Origin of the sequence: Serratia sp. L9, assembly GCF_050632285.1 — a bacterium.
Classification (GTDB): Bacteria; Pseudomonadota; Gammaproteobacteria; order Enterobacterales; family Enterobacteriaceae; genus Chania.
Genome location: NZ_CP192591.1, coordinates 3191308 through 3214039 on the forward strand (window position 1 = coordinate 3191308; position 22732 = coordinate 3214039).

General features: G+C 51.3%; 17 protein-coding genes, 1 tRNA gene and 4 pseudogenes. 14 read left to right on the forward strand and 8 right to left on the reverse strand.

Annotated elements, in window-relative coordinates; all coding sequences use genetic code 11:
• Nucleotides 1-19: 19 nt before the first annotated feature.
• Nucleotides 20-934, forward strand: coding sequence for a LysR family transcriptional regulator (locus tag ACQ86O_RS15030; RefSeq protein ID WP_431221785.1), 915 nt, complete (start codon nucleotides 20-22; stop codon nucleotides 932-934).
• Nucleotides 935-1009: 75 nt separating this feature from the next.
• On the opposite strand, the gene pagP is transcribed toward ACQ86O_RS15030, so the two are convergent.
• Nucleotides 1010-1585, reverse strand: coding sequence for a lipid IV(A) palmitoyltransferase PagP (gene pagP, locus ACQ86O_RS15035; RefSeq protein ID WP_431221786.1), 576 nt, complete (start codon nucleotides 1583-1585; stop codon nucleotides 1010-1012).
• A gap of 174 nt (nucleotides 1586-1759) precedes the next feature.
• Nucleotides 1760-2656 carry a LysR family transcriptional regulator gene (locus tag ACQ86O_RS15040; protein WP_431221787.1) on the reverse strand — a complete coding sequence of 299 codons (897 nt, stop codon included), beginning with the start codon at nucleotides 2654-2656 and terminating at the stop codon, nucleotides 1760-1762.
• 220 nt (nucleotides 2657-2876) lie between these two features.
• Between ACQ86O_RS15040 and ACQ86O_RS15045 the strand changes: the two genes are divergently transcribed.
• Nucleotides 2877-3887 carry a zinc-dependent alcohol dehydrogenase family protein gene (locus tag ACQ86O_RS15045; RefSeq protein ID WP_431221788.1) on the forward strand — a complete coding sequence of 337 codons (1011 nt, stop codon included), beginning with the start codon at nucleotides 2877-2879 and terminating at the stop codon, nucleotides 3885-3887.
• Between the two features lie 203 nt (nucleotides 3888-4090).
• Nucleotides 4091-4249, forward strand: a complete 159-nt coding sequence (locus ACQ86O_RS15050; protein WP_431221789.1) for a ShlB/FhaC/HecB family hemolysin secretion/activation protein — start codon at nucleotides 4091-4093, stop codon at nucleotides 4247-4249.
• A 33-nt stretch (nucleotides 4250-4282) separates the two neighbouring features.
• On the opposite strand, the gene ACQ86O_RS15055 is transcribed toward ACQ86O_RS15050, so the two are convergent.
• The 6 genes and pseudogenes from ACQ86O_RS15055 to ACQ86O_RS15080 all read right to left on the reverse strand — a co-directional run bounded on the left by ACQ86O_RS15055 (nucleotide 4283) and on the right by ACQ86O_RS15080 (nucleotide 10137).
• Nucleotides 4283-4573: a PAAR domain-containing protein gene (locus ACQ86O_RS15055; RefSeq protein ID WP_431221790.1), complete on the reverse strand. Its 291-nt coding sequence runs from the start codon at nucleotides 4571-4573 to the stop codon at nucleotides 4283-4285.
• Nucleotides 4548-5698, reverse strand: a pseudogene (locus ACQ86O_RS15060) (type VI immunity family protein). The gene ACQ86O_RS15055 and the pseudogene ACQ86O_RS15060 overlap by 26 nt, the downstream one beginning before the upstream one ends.
• 16 nt (nucleotides 5699-5714) lie before the next feature.
• The gene (locus ACQ86O_RS15065; RefSeq protein WP_431221791.1) at nucleotides 5715-7055 is read right to left on the reverse strand and encodes a VRR-NUC domain-containing protein; all 1341 of its coding nucleotides are present in this window, start codon (nucleotides 7053-7055) and stop codon (nucleotides 5715-5717) included.
• Nucleotide 7056: 1 nt separating this feature from the next.
• A complete protein-coding gene (gene tssI, locus ACQ86O_RS15070; RefSeq protein ID WP_431221792.1) occupies nucleotides 7057-9219 on the reverse strand; it encodes a type VI secretion system tip protein TssI/VgrG in 2163 nt (720 codons plus the stop codon).
• A gap of 13 nt (nucleotides 9220-9232) precedes the next feature.
• The gene (locus ACQ86O_RS15075) at nucleotides 9233-9529 is read right to left on the reverse strand and encodes a phage integrase central domain-containing protein (RefSeq protein WP_431221793.1); all 297 of its coding nucleotides are present in this window, start codon (nucleotides 9527-9529) and stop codon (nucleotides 9233-9235) included.
• 532 nt (nucleotides 9530-10061) lie between these two features.
• Nucleotides 10062-10137: transfer RNA gene (locus ACQ86O_RS15080), tRNA-Asn, on the reverse strand.
• A 630-nt stretch (nucleotides 10138-10767) separates the two neighbouring features.
• Between ACQ86O_RS15080 and ACQ86O_RS15085 the strand changes: the two genes are divergently transcribed.
• The 11 genes and pseudogenes from ACQ86O_RS15085 to ACQ86O_RS15135 form a co-directional block, all read left to right on the forward strand.
• The gene (locus tag ACQ86O_RS15085) at nucleotides 10768-11181 is read left to right on the forward strand and encodes a hypothetical protein (RefSeq protein WP_431221794.1); all 414 of its coding nucleotides are present in this window, start codon (nucleotides 10768-10770) and stop codon (nucleotides 11179-11181) included.
• Between the two features lie 441 nt (nucleotides 11182-11622).
• Nucleotides 11623-12744: a branched-chain amino acid ABC transporter substrate-binding protein gene (locus ACQ86O_RS15090; RefSeq protein WP_431221795.1), complete on the forward strand. Its 1122-nt coding sequence runs from the start codon at nucleotides 11623-11625 to the stop codon at nucleotides 12742-12744.
• Nucleotides 12745-13022: 278 nt separating this feature from the next.
• Nucleotides 13023-13935, forward strand: a pseudogene (locus tag ACQ86O_RS15095) (ABC transporter permease subunit).
• A gap of 8 nt (nucleotides 13936-13943) precedes the next feature.
• Nucleotides 13944-15217: pseudogene (gene livM, locus ACQ86O_RS15100) on the forward strand (high-affinity branched-chain amino acid ABC transporter permease LivM); the annotation flags it as partial.
• A 7-nt stretch (nucleotides 15218-15224) separates the two neighbouring features.
• Nucleotides 15225-16100, forward strand: coding sequence for an ABC transporter ATP-binding protein (locus ACQ86O_RS15105; protein WP_431221796.1), 876 nt, complete (start codon nucleotides 15225-15227; stop codon nucleotides 16098-16100).
• Entirely contained in the window at nucleotides 16097-16813 is a 717-nt protein-coding gene (locus ACQ86O_RS15110) for an ABC transporter ATP-binding protein (RefSeq protein ID WP_431221797.1), read from the forward strand. Before ACQ86O_RS15105 ends, ACQ86O_RS15110 begins: the two co-directional genes overlap by 4 nt.
• Before the next feature lie 186 nt (nucleotides 16814-16999).
• A complete protein-coding gene (locus tag ACQ86O_RS15115; protein WP_431221798.1) occupies nucleotides 17000-18187 on the forward strand; it encodes a sugar transporter in 1188 nt (395 codons plus the stop codon).
• 546 nt (nucleotides 18188-18733) lie between these two features.
• Nucleotides 18734-19261, forward strand: a complete 528-nt coding sequence (locus ACQ86O_RS15120) for a fimbrial protein (RefSeq protein WP_431221799.1) — start codon at nucleotides 18734-18736, stop codon at nucleotides 19259-19261.
• A 486-nt stretch (nucleotides 19262-19747) separates the two neighbouring features.
• A complete protein-coding gene (locus tag ACQ86O_RS15125; RefSeq protein ID WP_431221800.1) occupies nucleotides 19748-20131 on the forward strand; it encodes a fimbrial biogenesis chaperone in 384 nt (127 codons plus the stop codon).
• Nucleotides 20125-20352 (forward strand): hypothetical protein, encoded by a 228-nt coding sequence (locus tag ACQ86O_RS15130; protein WP_431221801.1) that lies wholly within the window; start codon nucleotides 20125-20127, stop codon nucleotides 20350-20352. The genes ACQ86O_RS15125 and ACQ86O_RS15130 overlap by 7 nt, the downstream gene beginning before the upstream one ends.
• Before the next feature lie 239 nt (nucleotides 20353-20591).
• Nucleotides 20592-22692, forward strand: a pseudogene (locus ACQ86O_RS15135) (fimbria/pilus outer membrane usher protein); the annotation flags it as partial.
• Nucleotides 22693-22732 lie beyond the last annotated feature (40 nt).

The following is a 22732-nucleotide window of genomic DNA, read 5'->3' on the forward strand; positions in this document are numbered from 1 at the left end:
TTTGCGTTTTAGGAAAACTATGAACACAAATATATCTATCAAACAGCTTATTATTTTTTCAAAAGTCGTTAACTACGGCTCCGTCTCTCAGGTGGCAAAAATGGTTAACCTATCCCCTTCTGCGGTGAGTAAAAGTATCCAGGCATTGGAGGAAAGCCTAAATACACCGTTAATAAACCGGACTACCCGTAGTTTTTCACCTACGGAAGAAGGGGTTATTTTTCATAAGAAGATTGAGCTTATTCTTGATGATATTGAGGCCGCATTTTCTGCAGTAAGCAGCAAGAAAAATATTCCTGCCGGTGTTCTCCGGGTAACTTGCTCTTTGGCACTGGGTACATCACAATTAATGAGTATATTCTCAAAGTATAAAGCACTCTACCCAGAGGTTAACTTGACAGTGAACCTCAGTGATAATATTGAGAATCTTAACGAAGGTCATTATGATATTGCATTGCGTATAGTTAATAAGCCGCCAGAAAATTTTGCGATCAAGAGATTAGCCCCAATAAACTGGAAGTATTGCGCCACTCCGGCCTACTTTGAGAAAAAAGGGAAGCCATTGACGCCATCGGAGATGATAAATCATGACTGCCTGATTTATCCTGGGTTAGAGTCTGCGTGGGAGTTTGCCGCTGAATTAAATAGCGCTAATCTTCTAAAAAATAACCATATTATATTACAGGCAAATAGTAGCCTGGCACTGCTGGAAGCCGCATTGCTCTCATTGGGGATCGTCTATTTACCCACCTATTTATCAGGCGATCATTTAAAAAAAGGGCATTTGGTTGAAATACTTAAAGGTTTCCATGCCCAGAAACAGCATTACCTCTATGCTATCTATACCACCCGCCAACGCAGTAATATTAATATACGCAGTTTTATAGACTTTCTGGATGACTGGCTTTCTCCGATCCCGCCGTGGGAACGATAATTTACGTCGGCTAGGGAGGGAGCTGATGCTCCCTGTAGCGCGATCATGCACAGTTCGAAAAATACTGGCAGGTAGTTAAAAGCCAAAACGCAGCCAAGCAAAGAGCACGTTGCCGTTGTTATATGTGCCCGGAATATAAGTGAATTGTAAGTTCAACTGCTTATAGCTTGCCGAGAAAAGCGGTAAAACGATCGGCAGCGGGATGTAGTTGCCGAAGTCTTTGCGTGCGGTGATCCCGGCAGTGACCCCAAGCCCCAGGCGAAAGTCTTGCTGCTGGTCCAGATACCATCCCTTTTCCCAGCCATATCCGACGATAGGTTGCAATTCATTATGGGAGTCTTTAAACATCATGGCATACAGCGAACTCCAGTTGCCTTCCTCGTTATAACGTGAGATCCCAAAGCCACCGCCCCACGGCATCTCATTGTATTCATCCGTTTTTTCCTTGTCGTACATCAAGCGGTTATGCCAACTGAGAAAGGGAACATAAAGATCGTAATTTTGCGGCTCATTCCAGGTCTTGGCTACATCAGTAGTAAAGGCATTCCACCAACCAGAGACCTGCTCTTTACCGTAGACTGGTTCCGCTGCACCCGCAGGCGTTGCAAGTAACAACAGCCCGGACCAGACCAGCGCAAGAAAAATTCGCATAGCGTATCTCCTTGATAAAAATAGAGAGATCAATATTTCAGATTGGATTTTTGAATGTGGAAAACGATGCGGTCTTGTCTTTTAAATGCAGCGTTAACCTGTTCATAGAGAAAGCTTAGCCTACTTCTGGGGGAGTCAATGACTCAGATTGTGAATGTATGCACAGCCAGGGATTTACATCATCAAATGAGGGTTGTGTTGGCAAAATTCTGCCAGATGGTCGATCAGCGCCCGGACCCTGGCTGGTACATACCTTTGCTGCGACCATACCGCATAAATTTCTCGGGAGCTGCCATGCCATGCAGGCAATACCGGGGTCAGTTCGCCTCTTTGTAGCTGTTTATGACACAAACTAGCCGGGCAAAACAGGATCCCCAACCCCGCCAGCGTCGCCTGTAGCGCCAGATAAATGCCGTTAACACAAAATTTCCCTTGGGGTTGCCAACTCAAGGTTTCCCCACTCTGACGGTGTCGCAACGCCCAGGTGGATAGCGGCTTGCTGATCACCAAATCGCGTAACTTCAGCTCTTCAATAGATTCAGGTATGCCGTGCTTTGCCAGATAATCAGGAGAAGCTACCAACAGCACTTCCTTGCTTTGCCCGAGCCTGCGCATATTGAGTAATGAGTCCGGCTGAGCACCTACGCGGATCGCCACATCTGCGCCACTCCCGATCAAATCCTGCGTGTAATTGTTCAGCTCCAGCTCAAGCTGGATTTCCGGGTACCGCGCTAAAAACGACATCCAGGCTGGAGCCAGATTATCATTGGCTAAATCAGCCGGGGCCAGCACCCGGATCAGGCCACTGACCTGATGCAGGGTAACGTCGAGCTTTGCTGTTGCTTGCTGTAGGGCATGTACCAGTGGGCGGCACTGCTCGTAGTATTGCCAACCTTCCCGGGTGGGCGTCATCCGCCGGGCGCTCCGGTGCAACAGGCGACAACCGAGATGGCGTTCTAACTTCTGCAAGCGCCGCGTAAGCGTAGGGGCAGGGATTGAGGCTTTTTCCGCTGCCAGCCGCAAACTTCCCATTTCGACAATGCTGACAAATAAGGCTAATTCATCCAACATGATTTCATATTCGTAATTTAAGATTCAATTTATCAATCTATTTTCATTAATCGGCATTGTCTAGACTTTCTCTATCGCCTCAACAAATCTGCAGTTACAGCGCGACAGTTCTCAAGCCATCCGATGTCATTTGCGGTACTCGTTATGCACCGAGAAACAGCATGTGACGGAGATTTGTAGCCAATCTGCGCAATCGTTTATCGCAACAGGAAGCATCATTATGCAAAGTTACCGTTTCAAACAGTTTGGAAATCTCGATCACCTGGAACTGCATCAGGAAGATATGCCGGTACCTCAGGCCAGGGAAGTGCTGGTCAAGGTTCGCGCCACATCGCTTAACTATCGGGACCTGGCAATTTTGCATGGCCAATACACACTACCGGCGAGTCCAGGGCATATTCCGCTTTCCGACGCCGCCGGTGAAGTGGTTCAAATTGGCAAGCGGGTTGAACGTTTTAAGGTTGGCGATCGGGTAGTGAATACCTTTATGCCACGCTGGGCCGGCGGTGCTTTCCAGGCGTCATCCCGCGATGAACTTTACGGCAGCGATCGCGACGGTTGGCTGGTGGAATATAAAGTGGTCAGCGAAGAATCGCTGTTATCGCTACCGGATTATCTCAGCTTTGAGCAAGGGGCCACTCTTCCCTGTGCCGCAGTGACCGCCTGGGCGGCACTTAATGGCGACAGGCCGGTTAAAGCCGGTGAGACGGTTTTAACCTTGGGGTCCGGTGGTGTTTCCCTGTTTGCTATTCAGCTAGCAAAAGCCATGGGCGCAAGGGTGATTGCCACCACCTCCAGTGCAACCAAAGCCGCACAGTTGAAAGTGCTGGGGGCCGACGAGGTGATCAACTATGTTCAACATCCACAATGGAGCCAGGAAGTTCAGCGTTTAACCGCCGGGCAGGGGGTTAACAGAGTGATTGAAGTCGGCGGACCGGGCACGCTGAATCAGTCCATTAACTCAATCTGTATTGGCGGTGAGCTGGCGCTGATCGGGTTTGTCGCCAGTGATGCGCTAGCCATAGATTTCTTCAGCCTGTTTAAAAGTGCCGCACGTTTTAGGGTGATCAGCGTGGGCTCGCGTGAGGATTTTGAACAAATGAACCGGGCGTTGGTACAGCATAAAATCATGCCTGTTATTGATAGCGTTTTCCCGTTTGCCGAAGCCAGGCAGGCCTGGCAGCACTTCGATTCACGCCAGCATGTGGGGAAAATAGTTATCAGCCATTGAATGTAACTGAAACCCTAAACGGGGTTTCTTGCACGATTTTTTGGCCTGAAATCATGTTTAAAATTGCCCTGTTCTCATGTGACGGTTGGAATATTGGACAAAGACGCCAAATTTATACCCAATCTAGAAATGGCGTCTGAGATTTAAGGGCGTCCGCAGTGATTCGGGCACCGCTTAAAAATTTAAGCTATTAGAACGATACAGTGGGTTTTTGTGAATATTGGCTCCTCGGCGCCACTGTCAGTAACAGTGATTACCACCAGACAGTTGCCGGAATAAACCAGAGCTACGTCTACAGTGGTAAAAGCAAAACAGCAGCAGTTCAACTGACCCGCCTTCAGATGGAAGGCACGGCAATTTAAGCCGTTCAGTAAAATCGCTACCGCCCTCACACACTATGCTGATGCAACCAATTTGCAGCCGCCAGGACAACTACAAGTGACTTTGTGTCCTTCAAGCGCAATCTCGACACCGGCAATATTGGCCAGCGTGCTGCCTTCACTGATCACGCCGGTTACCTTACAGGCTGGGCAGAAAACCGGATCGCCCTTGCGGGCGAGCGCCTGAGTTTGATTGGCCATGGGCGAGCCACTGAGCACTTTACCGCCGGTAGTGGTGGTATCCCCTACCAGAATCACTTTTTCCCCTGGATGATCGTTCTCATGGCTGTGAAGCCTGACCATCATCTTCAATTTCACTAGCCAGATCCCACCAAATGACTTCCCCTTGTTTCCCCGTCGGGGCCATTTCACCTTGCTTGATAATTCGCATGGTGTGAGGGAATGAGGGGGTCGTCCAGTTACCGCTCACCCGCGCCGGGGTGCCCGATTTTAGTGGCGAGAGTGATAATGGCCCCTGATCATAACGGGCGTACCAGGCCTGGGTAGATAGCTCATCGAAATGATTGACCCCGTAGAAGTGCAGGGAATGACCTTCTTGGTGTTTAACACGTATCGGGCGGATCAACTGGTTGACGGCCAGATACTGCGGGGATAAGCCTGCCGTCAGCGGGGTCAAATCCGGGTATTGCCCGGCGCGAATTAACAGCCCGCCGGGATAAGGTTCAATGCTGATCTCCGGGTCGCGGGAGAGTACCTGACGTACCCAGTCCTCGCCGCCTAAGCGTTTGATATAGCGATTGTCTAAAACGGTGATCCAGTTAACGCCACGACTGCTATCTATATACTGCATGGAGTCGGCAAAGACGTTTGCATTCACCTGTAATGAGGGATAGCGTTTAGCCAGTTCATATTCAAGAGGACAGTAGTCATCAAAATCAAATGGTATGTTCAGACAATACCCACAGTCCCCGCTGTCGGGTTCCAATTGCTGACACAGGTAAGTCAACCAGTCATTAAAACGCGCCATCCCCTGTGTTTCTTTAAGGTAAAACCAGGGTAAAACCAGGCTCAAATAGGAATTTTTTTATCTCCGCCCGCTTCGCGAGAGTCCAGATAACGCATCAGGCAGTTGGGGGCTTCAGATATATTTTTCGCATCGCTGATAGTCCAGCCGCCGTAGTCATAAATGCCTTTATTGCGGATGCTGTCTTCCACCTTGGCAATGTTTTCAGGACTGTATTTTTTCATTCCTTTAAAAGAATGGGTATGAAAGCGCAAATGTGTACCGAATTCTTCACGGAAGCGGCTAAAACAGGCCAATATCTTTTCCCGCTTTTCCAGGGTATAGCCTCGTTTAAAAAACAGGGTAATCGACAGCCCCAACCGACTAACGACCACATCGTTGTTGTCGGTAAAGGTAAATTCAGGCACCCGCTGTTCCAGTAATGCTGTGTATTCAGGGTGTTGCATAGTGACTCCTGATAAATTATTGCGCTACGACCAGAGTTCCACCACCCACCGCCGCCAGTGCGGCGAACAGCCCGGCGGCTGCGGCTCCGCCTGCCGCGATGGCCGCTGCGACGATGGCTACCAGAGCCACCAGTGCGGCGGCCACGGCGATCGTCACGATAACGACGGCTACCGCCTCTGCGGCCTGGATAACCAACTGCACCGTACCATTGCCAAAATCATTCAGTACCTGTACCCAGTCGATCTGTTTTAAATACTCCAGGGTAATATCCGTCCCTAGCAACACCGTTCGCCATAATTCCTGGCTCTGCTCAACGCTCCAGGTGATGATTTCACCGGTTTGTTTGCTCATCCAGGAGAACACGTAATGGGTTTGCCGGGTGAGAGGGTCGAGCACTTGCTGGCAGAACCAATCCCCTTTCTCGGAGACCCAGGCACCGAATTGGTGAAACATCTGTCGGGTACTCTCGCTGACATATTCCCAGCCTTCTTCTGCCAGACTGGAAACTTCATGGCCTAACATTACCCAGTCTTCTACCGAGGGCATAAAATCCCAGCGTGACGTGCTTAATAACGGCAGATTTTTATGTAGTGGTTGCGGGATAGTTCCTGGGGCCCCTTCTGGGGGAGCTACAGGTACTGGGAGCGGCAGTTCTCCCTTTTGTAACGGCGGTAAGGTATAGCGTTCCGCACTGGGGCGAAAAGCGGCGTTGTATTGTTTGTCGTAATGCTTTTGTTTCTCAGTACGGTTATCCTCAACACGCAAAACGCCAAAACGGGCGTTTGTCGCTATAGCGATATAATCTACTCGTTGATCCTCTGATAAAGTATCGCCTGGAAATTTCACTTCAATTAACATCTTCAAGTTATCATTATGAACCTTGCCATCAAAATAGGTGGCTGCACGCCCGGGCCAGCGTTTAGTCTTTTCTTTAACCAGGATAATGTCCGGGCGGCGTATCCCTTCTACGTTATGCTTTATCCAATCTTCGCGTGAAGGCCGGGCAAACGGGTTGGTGGATTGCGGCAAGTCGTCTTTGTATTTTTCTTTCGAGGCGTCACTGGTGGCCAGCATAGGCAGGGGGACAGGCTGCGCTATAGCAAAGACGACTTCGGCTTTATAAGCCCAGCGATACTCTTCCTTTTCTTCTTCCTTCTGAATAAGACCGCTCATGATCAACTGGTTTAAAAAACGCACCACGCCGCCTTTAGTGACAATACGCCGTGGCAGGCGCATGGCAACTTCGGCTTTCTGTGCCAGGTAACAGGGGTCTTCATCGCCAGGGAATCTGCCATGTTCCATGGTGCAGGTAATGGAGGTGACTGCCGGACAAACATTGCCTGGATTGCTCATCATTTTATTCCTTGAATTCCATGACACGTTCTACCAGTGCATTGTCGCTGGCCTGGTAATAGTTTTCTTTCGCCGGTTTTTTGGTTTCCGGTAGACTAAGTTCCAGGCTGTCTTCTTTGTCGGTACGCACCATCAGGGTTCTGCCCAGCGCATCGGTCTTGCCTGAAACCACCTGACCGTTGGCTCCCTTGATGGTGTAGGGCGTATTGATCAATGGGGCACCAGTGTCTTCATGCAGCAGCGTATAACGGGCAGAGTAATTAAACAGCGGGGTTGTGGGCATGACACCGGCAGCATGTTCCGCCAGCGTTATACTCACCCCTTCAATGCGGATATGGCCCATGGGATCAATAACAATGCGGCCCCCGGCATTGCCGATCTCAATCTGGCCGCTGGCAGAGTGGATCGAGATATGTTTGCCGACCTTCAGGGAGTCATTGTCGGTGACCTCAAGAAAGCGGCTTTTCTTCACGACAGTGGTCTGCTGGCCATCGATGGTGATGGTTTGATCCTTCGTCACCGCGATCGACTGATATCCACCGATGGACTCATCATCATCAACTTTGATCACCGAAGTTCGGTTATTAGCGACTGTCAGTTTCATATCCCGGTCGATGGTGGTCGCCTGATCCCGCAGTACGTCGGTATTCATGTCTTGTTGCGCATGAATATAAATTTCTTCGCCGCCCCTGAGATCCTCAAACCGCAGCTCATTGAAGCCGTCGCCTTTATGGGTTTTTGAGCGGAGGGTCATCTGGGTTTTGGTCGCCGGTAAGTCACCGGGTGGCAGATTGCTGGCGTGATAGGTACGGCCAATAATCACCGGCTGATCGGGGTCACCATTGAGAAACTCCACAATGACCTCATGCCCGACACGCGGAATGGCTAACATGCCCCAGCCAGCGCCTGCCCATGGATGCGACACCCGTACCCAGCAAGAGCTGCGGTCATCCGTTATACCAGAGAGATCCCAGGGAAAACGCACCCTGACCCGGCCGTACTCATCGCAATAAATTTCCTCAGACCCTGCTCCCGTGACGATAGCCACCTGCGCGCCATCAATGCGCGGCTTTGGTAATGAAAGGGGACGCCAAGTCTGGTTGTGGGGAATAAAGGTAAACTGGCAGCCCAACGTGGTGCCTTGTTCCTCGGTGGCCTCTTCCAGCGCTTGCGGTTGTCTGCCGGTGTGAGTCGCCCCGGTGATTTGCCAACGGGCGTTATGGGTTTCCAGCGGATGATTGTCCAGTGTGAACCACACACCGGGTTGCAGTGCCGGGCTATTGGTCGCGCCTTCTCCCTGATGCGCGTCGTTACGCAACGCCTGGACACGCCAGCGGGCAAATTGATCGCCTGTTGGGCCAGCTTTAAAGCGGCCAGGATAATCATAATGGTGATAATCGAAAGCCTGATGATCAAGGTCACCGGCAAGCTCACTGGATTCGGCCTGCCAATCCGGGTTTTTAAAGGTGTAATCTTTCAGCAAGACTTTCGACGGACGCAAACTTTCTTTACGACGAAAGGTACTGATACACAGGTCGTCCGAGTCAGTTCGTTGGGCGGGATGATAGGGAAGTGTGGGGCCAGAATTCAGTGCGGCACAATCATCGGCAAACACCAGCGTGTGTTTACCCTTCTCATGCTCAAAGAAATAGAATATCCCTTCCTCAGCGGCCAGTCGCGCCATAAACTCAGCATCGTTTTCCTGATACTGGACACAAAACTCCCGGATGGCATGGGTTTCACGCAATGCAAAGGCATAATCACTGATGTGGTGTTCTTTCAGCAAGGTTTTCAGGATCTCCTGAACATTCCGCTGTTGAAAGATGCGTGAATTTCTGACTAATCCAGCGCGCCAGAGTGCGGGGCGTATATTCAGGCGGTAATGTGTCTGATGGAGTCCAGTGTCCCCCTGTTCCACTTCAATCACAATGCCATTGACGATCCGCTGTACCTCGGTATCGCGCCAGATAGTCAGCGTGGCGGTTCTATCCAAAATGGCACCGAACTCGATGCTGGGATTGGCACTGGCCGCCTCAAGTTCAAGCATAAATGGTGTAGAAAACTGTTCATGCAACGTAAAGCCCGATACCACGAAAGTTTCTGGTTCCAGGCTGCCCACGTTCAGCGTAAACCGAAGCCCACTGGCTTCCCTGCTAATACTCGCCATACACCTTCCTTATTTATGGCGTGAATATATTTTCGTTTTTATTAAAATAAAAATGTATAAATACATAAGAAATACTAATGCATATAAAAAAACAGCACAACCGATAAGTCATTACCCAGCGTGACCTGACTCGGTAATATTTGTTCATCTGATTCTGAATGGCATAGCGCATGAGACTGGCGATGTGCTGCTGCAGCCGCATGGCAACCACCAGAAATTCTTTGTCTTCGATAGCCTTGATGACATACAGCAAATCAGCCGTGTTGATATCGGAAATAGTTTGTTTTCCCAGAGGCGGGAACAGATACATTTCAAGGCTTCGTAATAGACGGGTTGAGTGATTTTCAGATCAGGTGCGGTTGTTCTTGTGCCAGGTGCGAGCGACTTCTTCCAGAGTATTACCTCCCTTTCTGGCCTGTTTTTCATGACGCCGAGTTTGTCCTGGGTCTTTATCCTGAGCCTATTCGGTGCGTGAGTTGTCGCGTAATTTTCTGGCTAACATTAAAGAAACAGCAGGGTAGGCACCAAAGGCCAGCTTCCTTTCCGCCATAGCAGTACTTGAGATATCAGAGTATTGAACCTTTGGGTTTGACCACAAGGTATAAGCCGGCGCTATCATTCAGCTTGAAGGGTTTGTTTTGGGGCTTGGTGTTTCGGATTACAACATCAGAAATTGACATTTGGGGGTCTCGACTATATCGAACCGAACAGGCCCTCAATAAAGCCCCCAAAAGTTGTGGCAGTCAACGTCACAATGTGGAATTCAGTGCAACCACATTCACGTATAACTTATTGATTTTACTGCATCCATGGACATCAGTAAACATCCCTGGAATAGAAAGTGGCTCCTCTGACTGGACTCGAACCAGTGACATACGGATTAACAGTCCGCCGTTCTACCGACTGAACTACAGAGGAATCGTGTGAACAGCGCGAATCATAGCGAGGTGGATTGGGTTTGTCAAAGCACTAAAGTGATAGAAAAGTGCATTTGCTGCCAGATTGAACATGTTGGCTTGTTTTTCGGCACTTTCCCGGCAAGTAGGGCTCTCTTATATAAAGCTTACCAAGGATAAAGGGAAGCCGAAGCCAGCAATACTCCCTTGGATTAATGGCTGTAACCTTTAACGCTTCCCTTTTATAACCATTGATTAACAAAACAAATTTCGGGCGGTGAATTTAACTGCGGCCAATCAGGTAACAAAACCATCTGATACTTACATTCGCCGTTCACTCTTGGTGAAGATCTGGGCTAATTACCTATTTTTCCCTAGAACTGTGAGCGATATTTGTTTTTTTATAAATCATTTTTTGTCGCCGGTTTTTTATTAAAGTTTTTATTTATCAAATATATACTATATTTCATTCCATTTTGTAATGGTTTTTTTTAAGACTAATCCATGTTACTCTGAGATGCGTTTTTTTGCTGATAGGGCCAATTGGCGGTTGCAGGCCTTGTCAATGTTGCATTTATTACTCTATGCTACGCTTAGCCATCTTTTTAGCGGTTAACTACACCGTTCCTTTGTTTCCCGGAGTTTTTTAGTAATGAAAAAAACAATCGCAATAGCCGCATTGTGTGTGTTGCTGGCAGGGTGCCAGAGTGCGGATAACCGCGCCAAAACCAAGCCTGCGGCCGCAACTCCAGTGGCTACGCCTAAGCCTGCAGTTGCTCAACCGGCTCAGCCAATGGCATCTACCGGTACTGAAGCCATCATGTATACCTGCATGAAAGAGCTGAACGCTTTGCAGCAGGTTAATGCCGGTCTGTATCAAACCCGTAGCGTGGAAATGAACCATATTGTCACGCAAGCCAAATTGTATATGCGCGTTCGTGAAAACGTCAGCGTCGATATTCAGCAAATTATGGATGCGGCCTATCAGTTCCGTATCTCAAAAACCTGCAACCAGATCCGTAACGATCTGACCAATGCCTTGGTTGAGCGTGTCGTTGGCGCATAACGCAGCATTGCTTTGGTTGTAAGGTCATAAACCGTATTCAGGCTTTCCGGGAATACCAGGTTTTGCGCTAGAAATGCTCTCTTCGGGGGGCATTTTTGTTTTTCCCTTGCTTAGCATAAACACCCACTGCACCAGCATGGTGCTCCAATGATCCCGCCGATCGTTTTCCCACCTTGTTTATCCCATTTCCCAGTGAGCATTCTCATTTTTCAGCCTGAGATTTCCGGCAAATCAGCAGAATTTTTGTATGGGCCGTCACAATGGCTGGATTTTTGCTTATTTAAATGCGGGTAAATCGGCTGCGCTCTCGCGCAAATTATTTTCCCCGACTACACATAAAGTGACTGCTCTTGTCAGTCCTTAAAGCTGCAGCGTTGTTGGCTGCAACTTGAATCCACCGGGTCTAGGGTAATTCGCTAAAACAGTGCTGAGGAATGCAAAATGTCATTGAACATGATTAAAACCCCGATTGCTGCTCTGCTTATTGGTTGTTTTAGTACGGCTTTTTCTGCCCATGCAGATATCGTCATTGGTGTTGCAGGGCCGTTCTCCGGTCCGAATGCAACTTATGGGGATCAATATTGGCGTGGCGCTTCGCAGGCGGCAGCGGATATCAATGCTGCCGGGGGGATTAAAGGGGAAAAGATCAAGCTGGTGCAAGGTGACGATGCTTGTGAACCCAAGCAAGCGGTGGCGGTAGCCAACAGGTTGGTCGATCAGGACCACGTTGCCGCCGTAGTGGGGCATTTCTGTTCATCATCCACCATGCCTGCCTCGGAGGTGTATGACGAAGCCGGTATTATTGCCATCACCCCCGGATCAACCAATCCGCAAATTACCGAACGTGGCATGAATAATATGTTCCGCATGTGTGGCCGCGACGATCAGCAAGGCGTTATCGCTACCAATTACATGTTGAACACCCTGAAGGCGAAGAAAATTGCCGTTATCCATGACAAAGACACCTATGGGCAGGGGCTGGCCGATGCCGCCAGAGCCGAGATGAATAAACGCGGTGTGAAAGAGGTGTTGTACGAGGGGTTATCCCGTGGTGAAAAAGACTTCAACGCCCTGGTGACCAAGATCGCCGCACTTAAACCAGACGTAGTCTACTTTGGGGGCTGCCACCCAGAAGCCGGGCCGCTGGTGCGTCAAATGCGCGAACAAGGGGTGAAGGCCAAGTTCTTCTCCGGCGACTGTATCGTTACCGAGGAACTGGTGACGGCAGCCGGTGGGCCGCAGTATACCTCGGGCGTCCTGATGACCTTCGGTAACGATCCACGCCAAATCCCGGAAGGGAAAGAGGTGATTGCCAAATTCCGCGCCAGCGGGTTTGAACCGGAAGGTTACACCCTGTATTCCTACGCTTCAATCCAGGCGATTGCTGCGGCTTTCAATGCTACCGGGGGTAAAGACAGTGCCAAAGCCAGCGAATGGTTGAAGGCTAACAATGTGGATACCGTGATGGGGAAAAAGGCCTGGGATAACAAGGGCGATCTGAAGGTATCCGACTACGTGGTCTATCAATGGGACGATCAGGGCAAATATCACCAGCTTAAATGACAAGAATAACGGGTCTGCGCATTGGCGCGGGCCCGCTTTAACTTTATTTGGGCCGTCTGGTGTATACCCTATGGATTTCAAGTTGGCCGCTCAAGCGCATCCCTGCGTCCGCGCCATTTGTACCTCCCTGTACAGCGCAGCCAGGCACCAAGCTATTTCATCCTCTGGAGCTGACTCAAGTCAGTGACGGGGGTGAGAAAGTGCAGGTCACAACGCTGCAGCTTGAAAGGCGATGGGTATAGAACTTGCGGCCCGCCCATCAGGTGAGATTGCTTACTATGGATGTTTTCTTCCTGCAACAGATGATTAACGGCCTGACCCTTGGCGCGGTGTATGGCCTGATCGCCATCGGCTACACCATGGTTTACGGCATCATCGGCATGATCAACTTCGCCCACGGCGAGGTATATATGATTTCCGCCTATCTATGCGCGATTGGTCTGGCGCTGCTCTCTTTCTTTGGCTTGCAATCTTTCCCGCTGCTGATCCTGGGCACTCTGGTGTTTACCATTATGGTCACCGGGGTTTACGGCTGGGTAATTGAACGCATCGCCTATAAACCATTGCGTAACTCCACGCGTCTGGCCCCGCTTATCTCTGCCATCGGTATGTCTTTGATCCTGCAAAACTACGTGCAAATCAGCCAGGGGCCGCGCCAGCAGGGGATACCTACGCTGCTGGATGGTGTGTTCCGCCTCGATTTCGACGGGGGTCATCCAGATCACTTACACCAAGGTATTTATTCTGGTGGCCTCATTACTGGGCATGGCGGTACTCACCTATGTGATCCAGCATACGCGGCTCGGGCGTATCTGCCGCGCGACCCAACAGGATCGCAAAATGGCGTCGATACTCGGTATTAATACCGATCGGGTGATCTCTCTGGTGTTCGTGATCGGCGCCGCTATGGCCGGGCTGGCCGGGGTATTGATCACCATGAACTACGGCACCTTCGATTTTTACGTTGGCTTTATCATTGGCATCAAAGCTTTTACCGCTGCGGTATTAGGCGGCATTGGCTCACTGCCCGGCGCCATGCTCGGTGGCTTGCTGTTGGGGGTGGCTGAGGCACAGTTCGCCGGTATGGTGAACTCGGATTACAAGGACGTGTTTTCGTTTGCACTGCTGGTGGTGATTTTGATTTTCCGCCCTCAGGGCCTGCTGGGGCGACCAATGGTCGCTAAGGTGTGAGGGAAACTATGTCTCAATCCGTAGGTCATCAAGGGCTGAATATTAAACGCAGCCTGTTGGATGCTGTACTGGCGGGCCTGATTGCGCTGATTGTTTTTGGCCCGATCGTTGGCATCGTGCTGGACGGCTACAGCTTTAACTTCGAACCGCAGCGGCTGGTGTTGATTATTGCGGTGGTGATGGTTGGGCGTCTGGTGCTCAGCCTGTTCTTGCAGACTCCCCCTGGGCGCAGGGTTTTAAGGCGCTTTGAGGGAGGAAACGACGGCGTCTATGTGCGGTCAATCGGTGCTAAAACCAGTCTTCGCTGGATCATGCCACTGTTGGCCGTGCTGGCGCTGTTGTTCCCGTTTATAGCGACCAAATACCTGCTGACGGTGGCGATCCTTGGCCTGATCTACGTGCTGTTGGGGCTGGGGCTGAACATTGTTGTCGGGCTGGCCGGGTTACTCGATCTGGGATACGTGGCGTTTTACGCCATCGGAGCCTATGGTCTTGCGCTTGGTTATCAGTATCTTGGCCTGGGTTTTTGGGCAATGCTGCCGCTGGGGGCTCTGATGGCGGCTTTGGCGGGGGCGCTGCTGGGGTTCCCGGTGCTGCGTATGCATGGCGACTATCTGGCGATCGTGACCTTGGGTTTTGGTGAGATCATCCGTCTGGTGCTGAATAACTGGATGTCGCTCACCGGCGGACCTAACGGTGTTTCGGTACCTGCACCCACCTTGTTCGGCCTGGAGTTTGGCCGCCGTGCCAAAGAAGGGGGATACCTATTCATGAATTCCTGGCTATCCCTTATAACCCCAACCTGAAGTTTATCTTTATTTACGCGGTGTTATGCATGGTGGTATTGCTGGTGCTGTTCGTAAAACATCGCCTGACGCGGATGCCGATTGGACGCGCGTGGGAGGCACTGCGTGAGGATGAAATTGCCTGCCGCTCGCTTGGGCTGAACCATGTATTGGTCAAACTCTCGGCGTTTATGATGGGGGCTTCCACCGCCGGGATCGCCGGGGTGTTCTTTGCCACTTATCAAGGCTTCGTCAACCCGACTTCATTCACCTTCTTTGAGTCGGCGCTGATCCTGGCGATTGTGGTGCTCGGCGGCATGGGCTCGACCATCGGCGTGGTGCTGGCGGCCTTTGTGCTAACGGTGGCACCTGAGCTGCTGCGCAGTTTTGCTGAATATCGGGTGTTATTGTTCGGTGTGCTGATGGTGTTGATGATGATCTGGCGCCCACGTGGCCTGGTACGTATCAGTCGCAGCAGCTTTGCAACACGCAAGGGGTGGCGCCATGAACGATGCCATTTTGCGAGTCGAACACCTGATGATGCGCTTTGGTGGCATCAAGGCGTTGAACGATGTGAATCTGCAGGTTGAACGGGGGTCGATTACCGCATTGATTGGCCCGAATGGCGCAGGGAAAACCACGGTGTTCAACTGTCTGACGGGTTTTTATCGCGCCAGCGGCGGCGCTATTGTGCTCAACACCCGCAAGAAACCCACCGATGTGATCCGCGTTCTCGGGCAGAAATTCCAGGCCAGCGACTGGATTAACCCCGCGCAACTGGGATCGCGTCTTTACTACAAAATGTTTGGCGGTACTCATTTGGTGAACCGTGCCGGACTGGCCCGGACTTTCCAGAATATCCGCCTGTTCCGTGAAATGTCGGTGGTAGAAAACCTGCTGGTGGCGCAACACCGCCTGAGCAATCGTAACCTGGTGGCTGGTGTGCTGAATACGGTCGCCTATCGCCGGGCAGAGAGCGAGGCCCTCGATCGCGCATTTTACTGGCTGGAGGTGGTCGAACTGGTAGATTGCGCCAACCGACTGGCGGGGGAGATGTCATACGGCCAGCAGCGGCGGCTGGAAATTGCCCGAGCCATGTGCACCACCCCGGAGATGATCTGCCTGGATGAACCTGCCGCCGGGCTGAATCCGGTAGAAACCGCCACCTTAAGCCGGATTATCCGTTTCCTGCGTCAGCATCATGGCATCACGGTGCTGTTGATCGAGCATGATATGGGGATGGTGATGGAAATCTCCGATCGGGTGATCGTGCTGGATCATGGGGATGTGATCGCGCAGGGTTCACCGCAGGAGATCCAACATAATGACAGTGTGATTGCCGCTTATCTGGGTGCGGACGAAGAGGAGTTGGCGGGATGAACGACGTGATGCTGGAATTTCGCAATGTGGATGTGCATTACGGCCCGATCCAGGCGCTGCAGCAGGTGTCATTGCAGGTGAGGCAAGGGGAAACCGTTGCGCTGATCGGCGCCAACGGTGCAGGGAAGTCCACGTTGCTGATGTCGATTTTCGGTCAACCCCGTATCAGCGGTGGGCAAATTCTGTTTCACGGTGAGGATATCAGCCAGCGCTCGACACATTTTGTCGCCAGCAGTGGCATTGCACAGGCTCCGGAAGGGCGGCGGATTTTCCCGGATATGAGCGTGGAGGAAAACCTGTTGATGGGCACCATCACGCTGGGTAACCGCTATGTTGCCGAAGATATGCAGCGTATGTTCGAGCTGTTCCCACGCCTGAAAGAGCGGCGTAACCAGCGGGCAATGACCATGTCGGGTGGGGAACAGCAAATGCTGGCGATAGCCCGTGCGTTGATGAGCCGGCCAAAACTGCTTTTGCTGGATGAGCCCAGCCTGGGGCTGGCGCCGATCATCGTCAAACAGATATTCAGCATTCTGCGTGAGCTGGCCAACAGCGGGATGACCATTTTCCTGGTGGAGCAGAATGCCAACCACGCGTTGAAACTTTCCGACCGGGGGTATGTGATGGTCAACGGCCAGATCCGTCTGAGCGGCACAGGGGCAGAACTGCTAAGTAACCAGGAGGTGAGAAAAGCCTATCTGGGAGGAGGTTAACGATTATCGCTCCCGATGGAAGGGCCACTTTTCATCGGGAGCCGATGGGGCCTGAAAGCCGATATTTCTGCCCTTGGGGTTGCTGCTGAACAATTCAGCACTATAAAAAATGTGATGTGAATCGCATTTTTGTTACGGGTTGGATAAAATATCGCTATTGCCCGCCCTGTACTGGAACATCTCAATATGGAAGAAGTCAGCACTTCTCGCTCAACCGCCTGGTTGCGTGTCGTCGTCCTTGCCGTTTCGGCATTTATCTTTAATACCACCGAATTTATCCCTGTCGGGTTATTGAGCGATATTGCCCAAAGCTTTGAGATGCAGACCGAGCAGGTTGGCCTGATCATCACTATCTATGCCTGGATTGTCGCCACGGCTTCGTTAATCTGTATGTTGCTGACCAGCAAGATTGAACGGCGCAAGCTGTTGATCGGGGTGTTTGTGCTATTTATTGCCAGCCATGTGCTCACGGCGGTGGCATGGGACTTTACTACCCTGGTGATTTCGCGGATTGGTGTAGCGCTGGCACACTCGGTGTTCTGGTCAATTACTGCGTCATTGGCTATCCGCATGGCGCCGGCGGGCAAGAAGGCGCAGGCGTTGAGCATGCTGGCGGGGGGAACCGCGTTGGCGATGGTACTGGGCTTGCCGTTAGGCCGAGTGGTGGGGCAACTGCTGGGTTGGCGCATGACTTTTATTGGTATCGCGGTTTGTGCCACGTTGGCGCTGGTGATGCTGTGGCGCTTGCTGCCGGTGCTCAAAAGTGAACATTCCGGCTCGTTGGCCAGCGTGCCGGTGTTATTTAAACGCCCGGCATTGGTTAGCCTGTATATGTTGACTATTGTGGTGGTTACGGCTCACTTTACCGCCTACAGCTATATCGAACCCTTTATTCAGACCGTGGTGGGGTTGTCTGCCAATTTTACCACGCTGATGTTGTTACTGTTTGGTGCTGCGGGGATTATCGGTAGCCTGCTGTTTAGCCGCTACAGTGAATGCTTCCCTTCAGGCTTCTTTATTGGTGCCATTGGCCTGTTGGCCGCCAGCCTGTTATTGCTGTTGCCAGCTTCCGGCAATGAAATTTCCCTGACGTTGCTTTGCGTGGTATGGGGGATGGCAATCATGGCGATTGGCCTCTCCATGCAGGCTAAAGTGTTAAGCCTGGCACCGGACGCGACGGACGTCGCAATGGCGATCTTCTCTGGACTGTATAACTTTGGTATCGGGGGCGGGGCGCTGCTGGGTAATCAGGTCAGCCTGCACCTTGGAATGGCAAACATCGGTTTCGTTGGTGCGCCATTAGCGCTGATCGCTCTCGGTTGGTGCGTGCTGAACTTCTATCGCAGCGAACGTTTACAACAACATCAAGTCTGACAAGCGCAACGCTTGGCCTCGGGGAAGGGGTAAATACCTTCCCCCTCTGCATCTTCCTCCTGCATTGTTGCTGTTCATGCTGGCGTGCGTTTGGACATCTTTATCTGTTTGTAAATTTTTATCGGACTATTCTTTTCATGAATGAGTTAATTCTTAACATTATTTTTTAGGAATTGTCTTGGTTTTCTGTTCTGTACAAAAAAAATAATAAACATTTTTAAATTAAAACTGACATTAAAAACATTAAAGTCAGAACTAAAAGCTATTTATATTGATTTGGTCAGTTAATGATTCTATTTGTGTTTTTGTTGTGTAAGATAATTCTGGTCGAAGCGTAGTCAAATTCGTAAGTGCATTTAGTGCAGTAGTAAGGATTTGGTTGGCTGAAGCACGATCAGATTGATCGGATTTTTCTGGTGTCCGGGAAGCCATTCCCCACACTTATGGAAAGAGAGAAAAACCGTAGTAACAACCAGGTTATTGGTGCGTGAAAATGCAGAGCTTTCTCACTCGCCATTAACAGAACATGGAAGGGTTATAAAGAGTATGAAAATGAAAAATATTGCGATTATGGTATCTGGCCTGATTTTGTCTAGCGCTGTGCTGGCTGATAACACCATTAAATTCCAGGGTGAAGTAGCCGATCAAACTTGCGATATCAGCATCAACGGCAATGCCTCCACGCCACTGATCCTGCTGCCAACGGTACCAACCACCTCACTGGCAACCAGTGGCAGTACCGCCGGGCAAACGCCATTCACCATTGGCCTGACCGGTTGCACCGCGTCTGCCAGTGTCACCGCAATTAAAACCGTGTTTGTGGGGAACAACCTGACCGCTGATGGCCGCATGGGTAACACCGGCAGCGCGTCTAATGTGTCTCTGCAATTGGTTGACCCAGCTTCGCCAAGCACGCCACTGGATCTGACCGGCCAAACCGGTTCCGCAGGGCTTTCACTGGCTTCCGGCGCGACGTCTGCGGCTTATGACTTTGCTGTGGAATATTACTCCGAAGGCACCGCTACCCCAGGTTCAGTATTGGGCAGCGTACAGTACTCCGTTTCTTACCAGTAATATAACCTTCTTAATTTGCAGTTACAGTGTTGTCGGCGGTGGGAGTAAACCCGGTCACTTACCTCAGTAAGCGCCAGGGGATTAACTTTCTTGCCGTCTGGCTGTAACTCTAATTAATTTGAGTATTGGTTAAGCAGCCTTATTTTAAAGCTGGCTAAGGACACTTTATTGGCCAGCTTGTTTTCACCCGGTTTAATCGGATTTTTCTAGCAGTGGAATATATTCTGACCTGCTCGTAAATCTGCAAACAAAGCCCATCGAAACTTATCAATATTTTTTGTATGTCCCACAGGCGGCTTATTAATTAAGTGGTTTGGAGAGGCTTTGATAGCAATAAGTGAGGATATTCAGCATGAAAACCAAGAGTTCCAATTCTTTCATTGGTGCCTTAGCTGTCATGTTTTTATTACTGGCTGAACCCGTGATGGCCAGCGTAGTGATGCTCAATACCCGGGTGATTTTCCCTGGGGGGCACAGTCGCAGACGGTGCAACTGACCAATAATGACAGTATTCCCTATGTCGTGCAGATGTGGACCGACATTAACAACCCATCTTCTACTCCGGATAATGCCGATGGTCCCTTTGTCGTGGTGCCAGCCCTGTTTCGAATTGAGCCAAAAACCGGCCAGTCAGTTCGCCTGATGTTTACCGGTAAAGATCTGCCGCAGGATCGCGAATCTGTTTTTTACCTTAATAGCGTACAAATCCCACCCAAAAATATCGCCGGTGCCGCAGAGAACCAGATGACGGTGGTGCTGCGTAATAGAGTCAAAGTGTTTTATCGCCCGAAAGGCATTGTGGGCGGACCTGAAAAAGTCACTGAGCAAATCCGCTTCTCGCTTAAACAGCAGGGGGGCAATGGGTGCTGACGGCGAATAACGACTCCGGTTATTACGCGTCATTTATCAAGGCTGCGGTGATGGTGGGTGATAAAGAAGTGCCATTTAAAGTGGATATGGTTGCGCCAAAATCACAGGCCAGCTGGAAGCTGGAGAAAGGCACGATATCCCCGGCTGGGGCTAAAAAAGTAAGTTTTACCCTGGTTAATGATTACGGTGCCCACAGCCGCGCGCAAGCGACGTTGAACTGATTTGGTATACCTGCTTTTTGGACAGCCCCTGTAGTAAAGAGACTAGATAGTCATGGAAGCGAGTCATGGACGCAATAAAAAATACAATTCGACGTTACTCTGATACCTGCCAGGCAGTGACCCTTTCGCACGTTCCTCCGCAGGTTAATCGATTAAAACCACTGACATTATTACTGTGGCTGCTGCTTCCACAGGCTTTTGCTGCCGAGAACAACAACGCGTTTGAGTTTGACGACAGCATGTTGGTCGGCACCGCCAAAGAGCAAAACAGCATTGCGCGTTTTAATCAGGCCAACACCGTTGAACCCGGAACCTATCAGGTAGATTTATTTGTTAATGGCACGTTCCTGTCACGGCAATCGCTGGTGTTTGCTGCCGGGGAGCGTGGAGACGTGTCCGCGTGTTTTACCCGCGAGATGCTGCTGGGTGTTGGTATTCTGGCAGACAGCATCAAGGAAAAAACCATGATGATGCGCAGTGCCTGAACCTTGAGCAGCAGGTTGATGGGGCCTCCAGCCGTTTCGACTTTGCCCGTTTACGTCTCGATATGTTCGTGCCGCAGGCATTAATGCAGCGTATGGCTCGTGGGGCGGTATCCACCAGCGATTTATCCGCTGGGGAGACGGTCGCCTTTGCCAATTATGATACCAATTACTACCGCACGCAGGCTTCCGGCAATACCACGGAGTCGACCTATCTGGGGCTGAATTCTGGCCTTAACCTCGGCCTGTGGCAATTCCGCCAACAGTCGACCTTTACCCGCTTTACCAGCGATAACAGCCCAAGCAATAGCCAGTGGAATTCGGTGCGAAATTACGTGCAGCGGCCACTGCCGTCGATCGGCAGCCAATTGACGCTGGGTGACAGTTTTACCTCAGGCCGCCTTTTCAGCAGCCTGGGTTTCCGCGGCATACAGCTGGAAACCGATGACCGTATGTTGCCAGAATCACAACGTGGCTATGCCCCCACCATCCGCGGCGTGGCGGCGACCACCGCCAAAGTCAGTGTCAGCCAGTCTGGCGTGCAGATTTATCAAACCACGGTGGCGCCAGGGGCGTTCGTGATTGACGATCTGTATCCGACCAGTTACCAGGGTGACCTGGTGGTGGAAGTGCTGGAGGCGGATGGCCGCGTTTCTTCATTTACCATACCGTTTTCTGCGGTATCCGATTCAATGCGTCCTGGACAATCACGGACCAGCTTCTCCGCCGGACAGGTGCGTAATATCGCCGACAGCAATGCGGCCTTTACCGATCTGACCTACCAAACCGGCCTGACCAACGCCATCACGGCTAACTCGGGCGTACGTATTTCGGATGGTTACCAGGCACTGCTGGGGGGCGCAGTCTTTGCCAGCCAGCTAGGCGCTCTAGGTATTAACGCCACCTATTCGCGGGCTGATATGTGGGACACCACGGTTGATGGCTGGCGGGTCGGGGCGACCTACAGCCGGACATTTGCCCCAACATCAACCACGCTGGCGTTGGCCGGATATCGCTACTCAACCGAAGGTTATCGCGATCTGGCGGACGTGCTGGGGGTGCGCGAGGCTAAGGGGAGCAATGAGGTCTGGCTTTCCAACACTTATCAGCAAAGTAACCAGTTTGTCGCCACCGTCAGCCAGAGTCTGGGGGAATATGGCCAACTCTATTTCTCAGGTTCTACCAGCACTTATCGTGGGGGGCGAGGGCGAGACACTCAATACCAGATGGCGTATTCGCATAATTACAACAGCGTCAGCTACAACCTGTCGCTCAGCCGTCAGCAAACCGGGCGAACCCCAACCGGGTTGGTATCGCAAGGTGATGTAAACCAAGGCATAACGCAGAACACGATCATGTTATCGGTGTCAGTCCCGTGGGGGAGTAGCCCGCGTGCGCCAATAATTTCGACTGGCGTCACCCATCAAACCGGCAGCAACGGCAATAACAATTACCAGGCCGCGATGGCAGGCACGCTCGGTGAAGATCAAACCTTGAGCTATTCGGTTAACAGTGCGTTCAACTCCGGTGGCGAAGGGGGCAGCATGGGGGCCAATCTGACCAAACAACTGCCGGTAGTCACCGTGGGGGCAGCTTCTCACAGGGTAAAAATTATACCCAGGGCGGGGCAAGCGCTCGCGGTGCGGCCGTGGTTCATAGCGGTGGCGTGACGCTGGGGCCTTATCTTGGCGATACCTTTGCGCTGGTGGAAGCCGATGGCGTTGCCGGGGCTGAGGTGATGAACGGCATGGGGGCGAAAATTAACGATTTCGGCTACGCCATAGTGCCATCGCTGGTGCCATACCGTTATAACGAAATCGGCCTGGATGCCAAGGGCATCGAAAACCCCAGCGCAGAACTCAGCGAGAACCAGCAGCGCGTCGCGCCTTATGCCGGGT

Bases quoted from the DNA above. Each gene is read 5' to 3' on its own strand.
- ACQ86O_RS15085 (WP_431221794.1), top strand. From the start codon at position 10,768: ATGAAAAAAACAATCGCAATAGCCGCATTGTGTGTGTTGCTGGCAGGG.
- ACQ86O_RS15030 (WP_431221785.1), top strand. From the start codon at position 20: ATGAACACAAATATATCTATCAAACAGCTTATTATTTTTTCAAAAGTC.
- ACQ86O_RS15105 (WP_431221796.1), top strand. From the start codon at position 15,225: ATGAACGATGCCATTTTGCGAGTCGAACACCTGATGATGCGCTTTGGT.
- ACQ86O_RS15075 (WP_431221793.1), bottom strand. From the start codon at position 9,529: ATGTATCTGTTCCCGCCTCTGGGAAAACAAACTATTTCCGATATCAAC.
- ACQ86O_RS15115 (WP_431221798.1), top strand. From the start codon at position 17,000: ATGGAAGAAGTCAGCACTTCTCGCTCAACCGCCTGGTTGCGTGTCGTC.
- ACQ86O_RS15120 (WP_431221799.1), top strand. From the start codon at position 18,734: ATGAAAATGAAAAATATTGCGATTATGGTATCTGGCCTGATTTTGTCT.
- pagP (WP_431221786.1), bottom strand. From the start codon at position 1,585: ATGCGAATTTTTCTTGCGCTGGTCTGGTCCGGGCTGTTGTTACTTGCA.
- ACQ86O_RS15065 (WP_431221791.1), bottom strand. From the start codon at position 7,055: ATGATGAGCAATCCAGGCAATGTTTGTCCGGCAGTCACCTCCATTACC.
- ACQ86O_RS15055 (WP_431221790.1), bottom strand. From the start codon at position 4,573: ATGATGGTCAGGCTTCACAGCCATGAGAACGATCATCCAGGGGAAAAA.
- ACQ86O_RS15110 (WP_431221797.1), top strand. From the start codon at position 16,097: ATGAACGACGTGATGCTGGAATTTCGCAATGTGGATGTGCATTACGGC.
- ACQ86O_RS15090 (WP_431221795.1), top strand. From the start codon at position 11,623: ATGTCATTGAACATGATTAAAACCCCGATTGCTGCTCTGCTTATTGGT.
- tssI (WP_431221792.1), bottom strand. From the start codon at position 9,219: ATGGCGAGTATTAGCAGGGAAGCCAGTGGGCTTCGGTTTACGCTGAAC.
- ACQ86O_RS15045 (WP_431221788.1), top strand. From the start codon at position 2,877: ATGCAAAGTTACCGTTTCAAACAGTTTGGAAATCTCGATCACCTGGAA.
- ACQ86O_RS15040 (WP_431221787.1), bottom strand. From the start codon at position 2,656: ATGTTGGATGAATTAGCCTTATTTGTCAGCATTGTCGAAATGGGAAGT.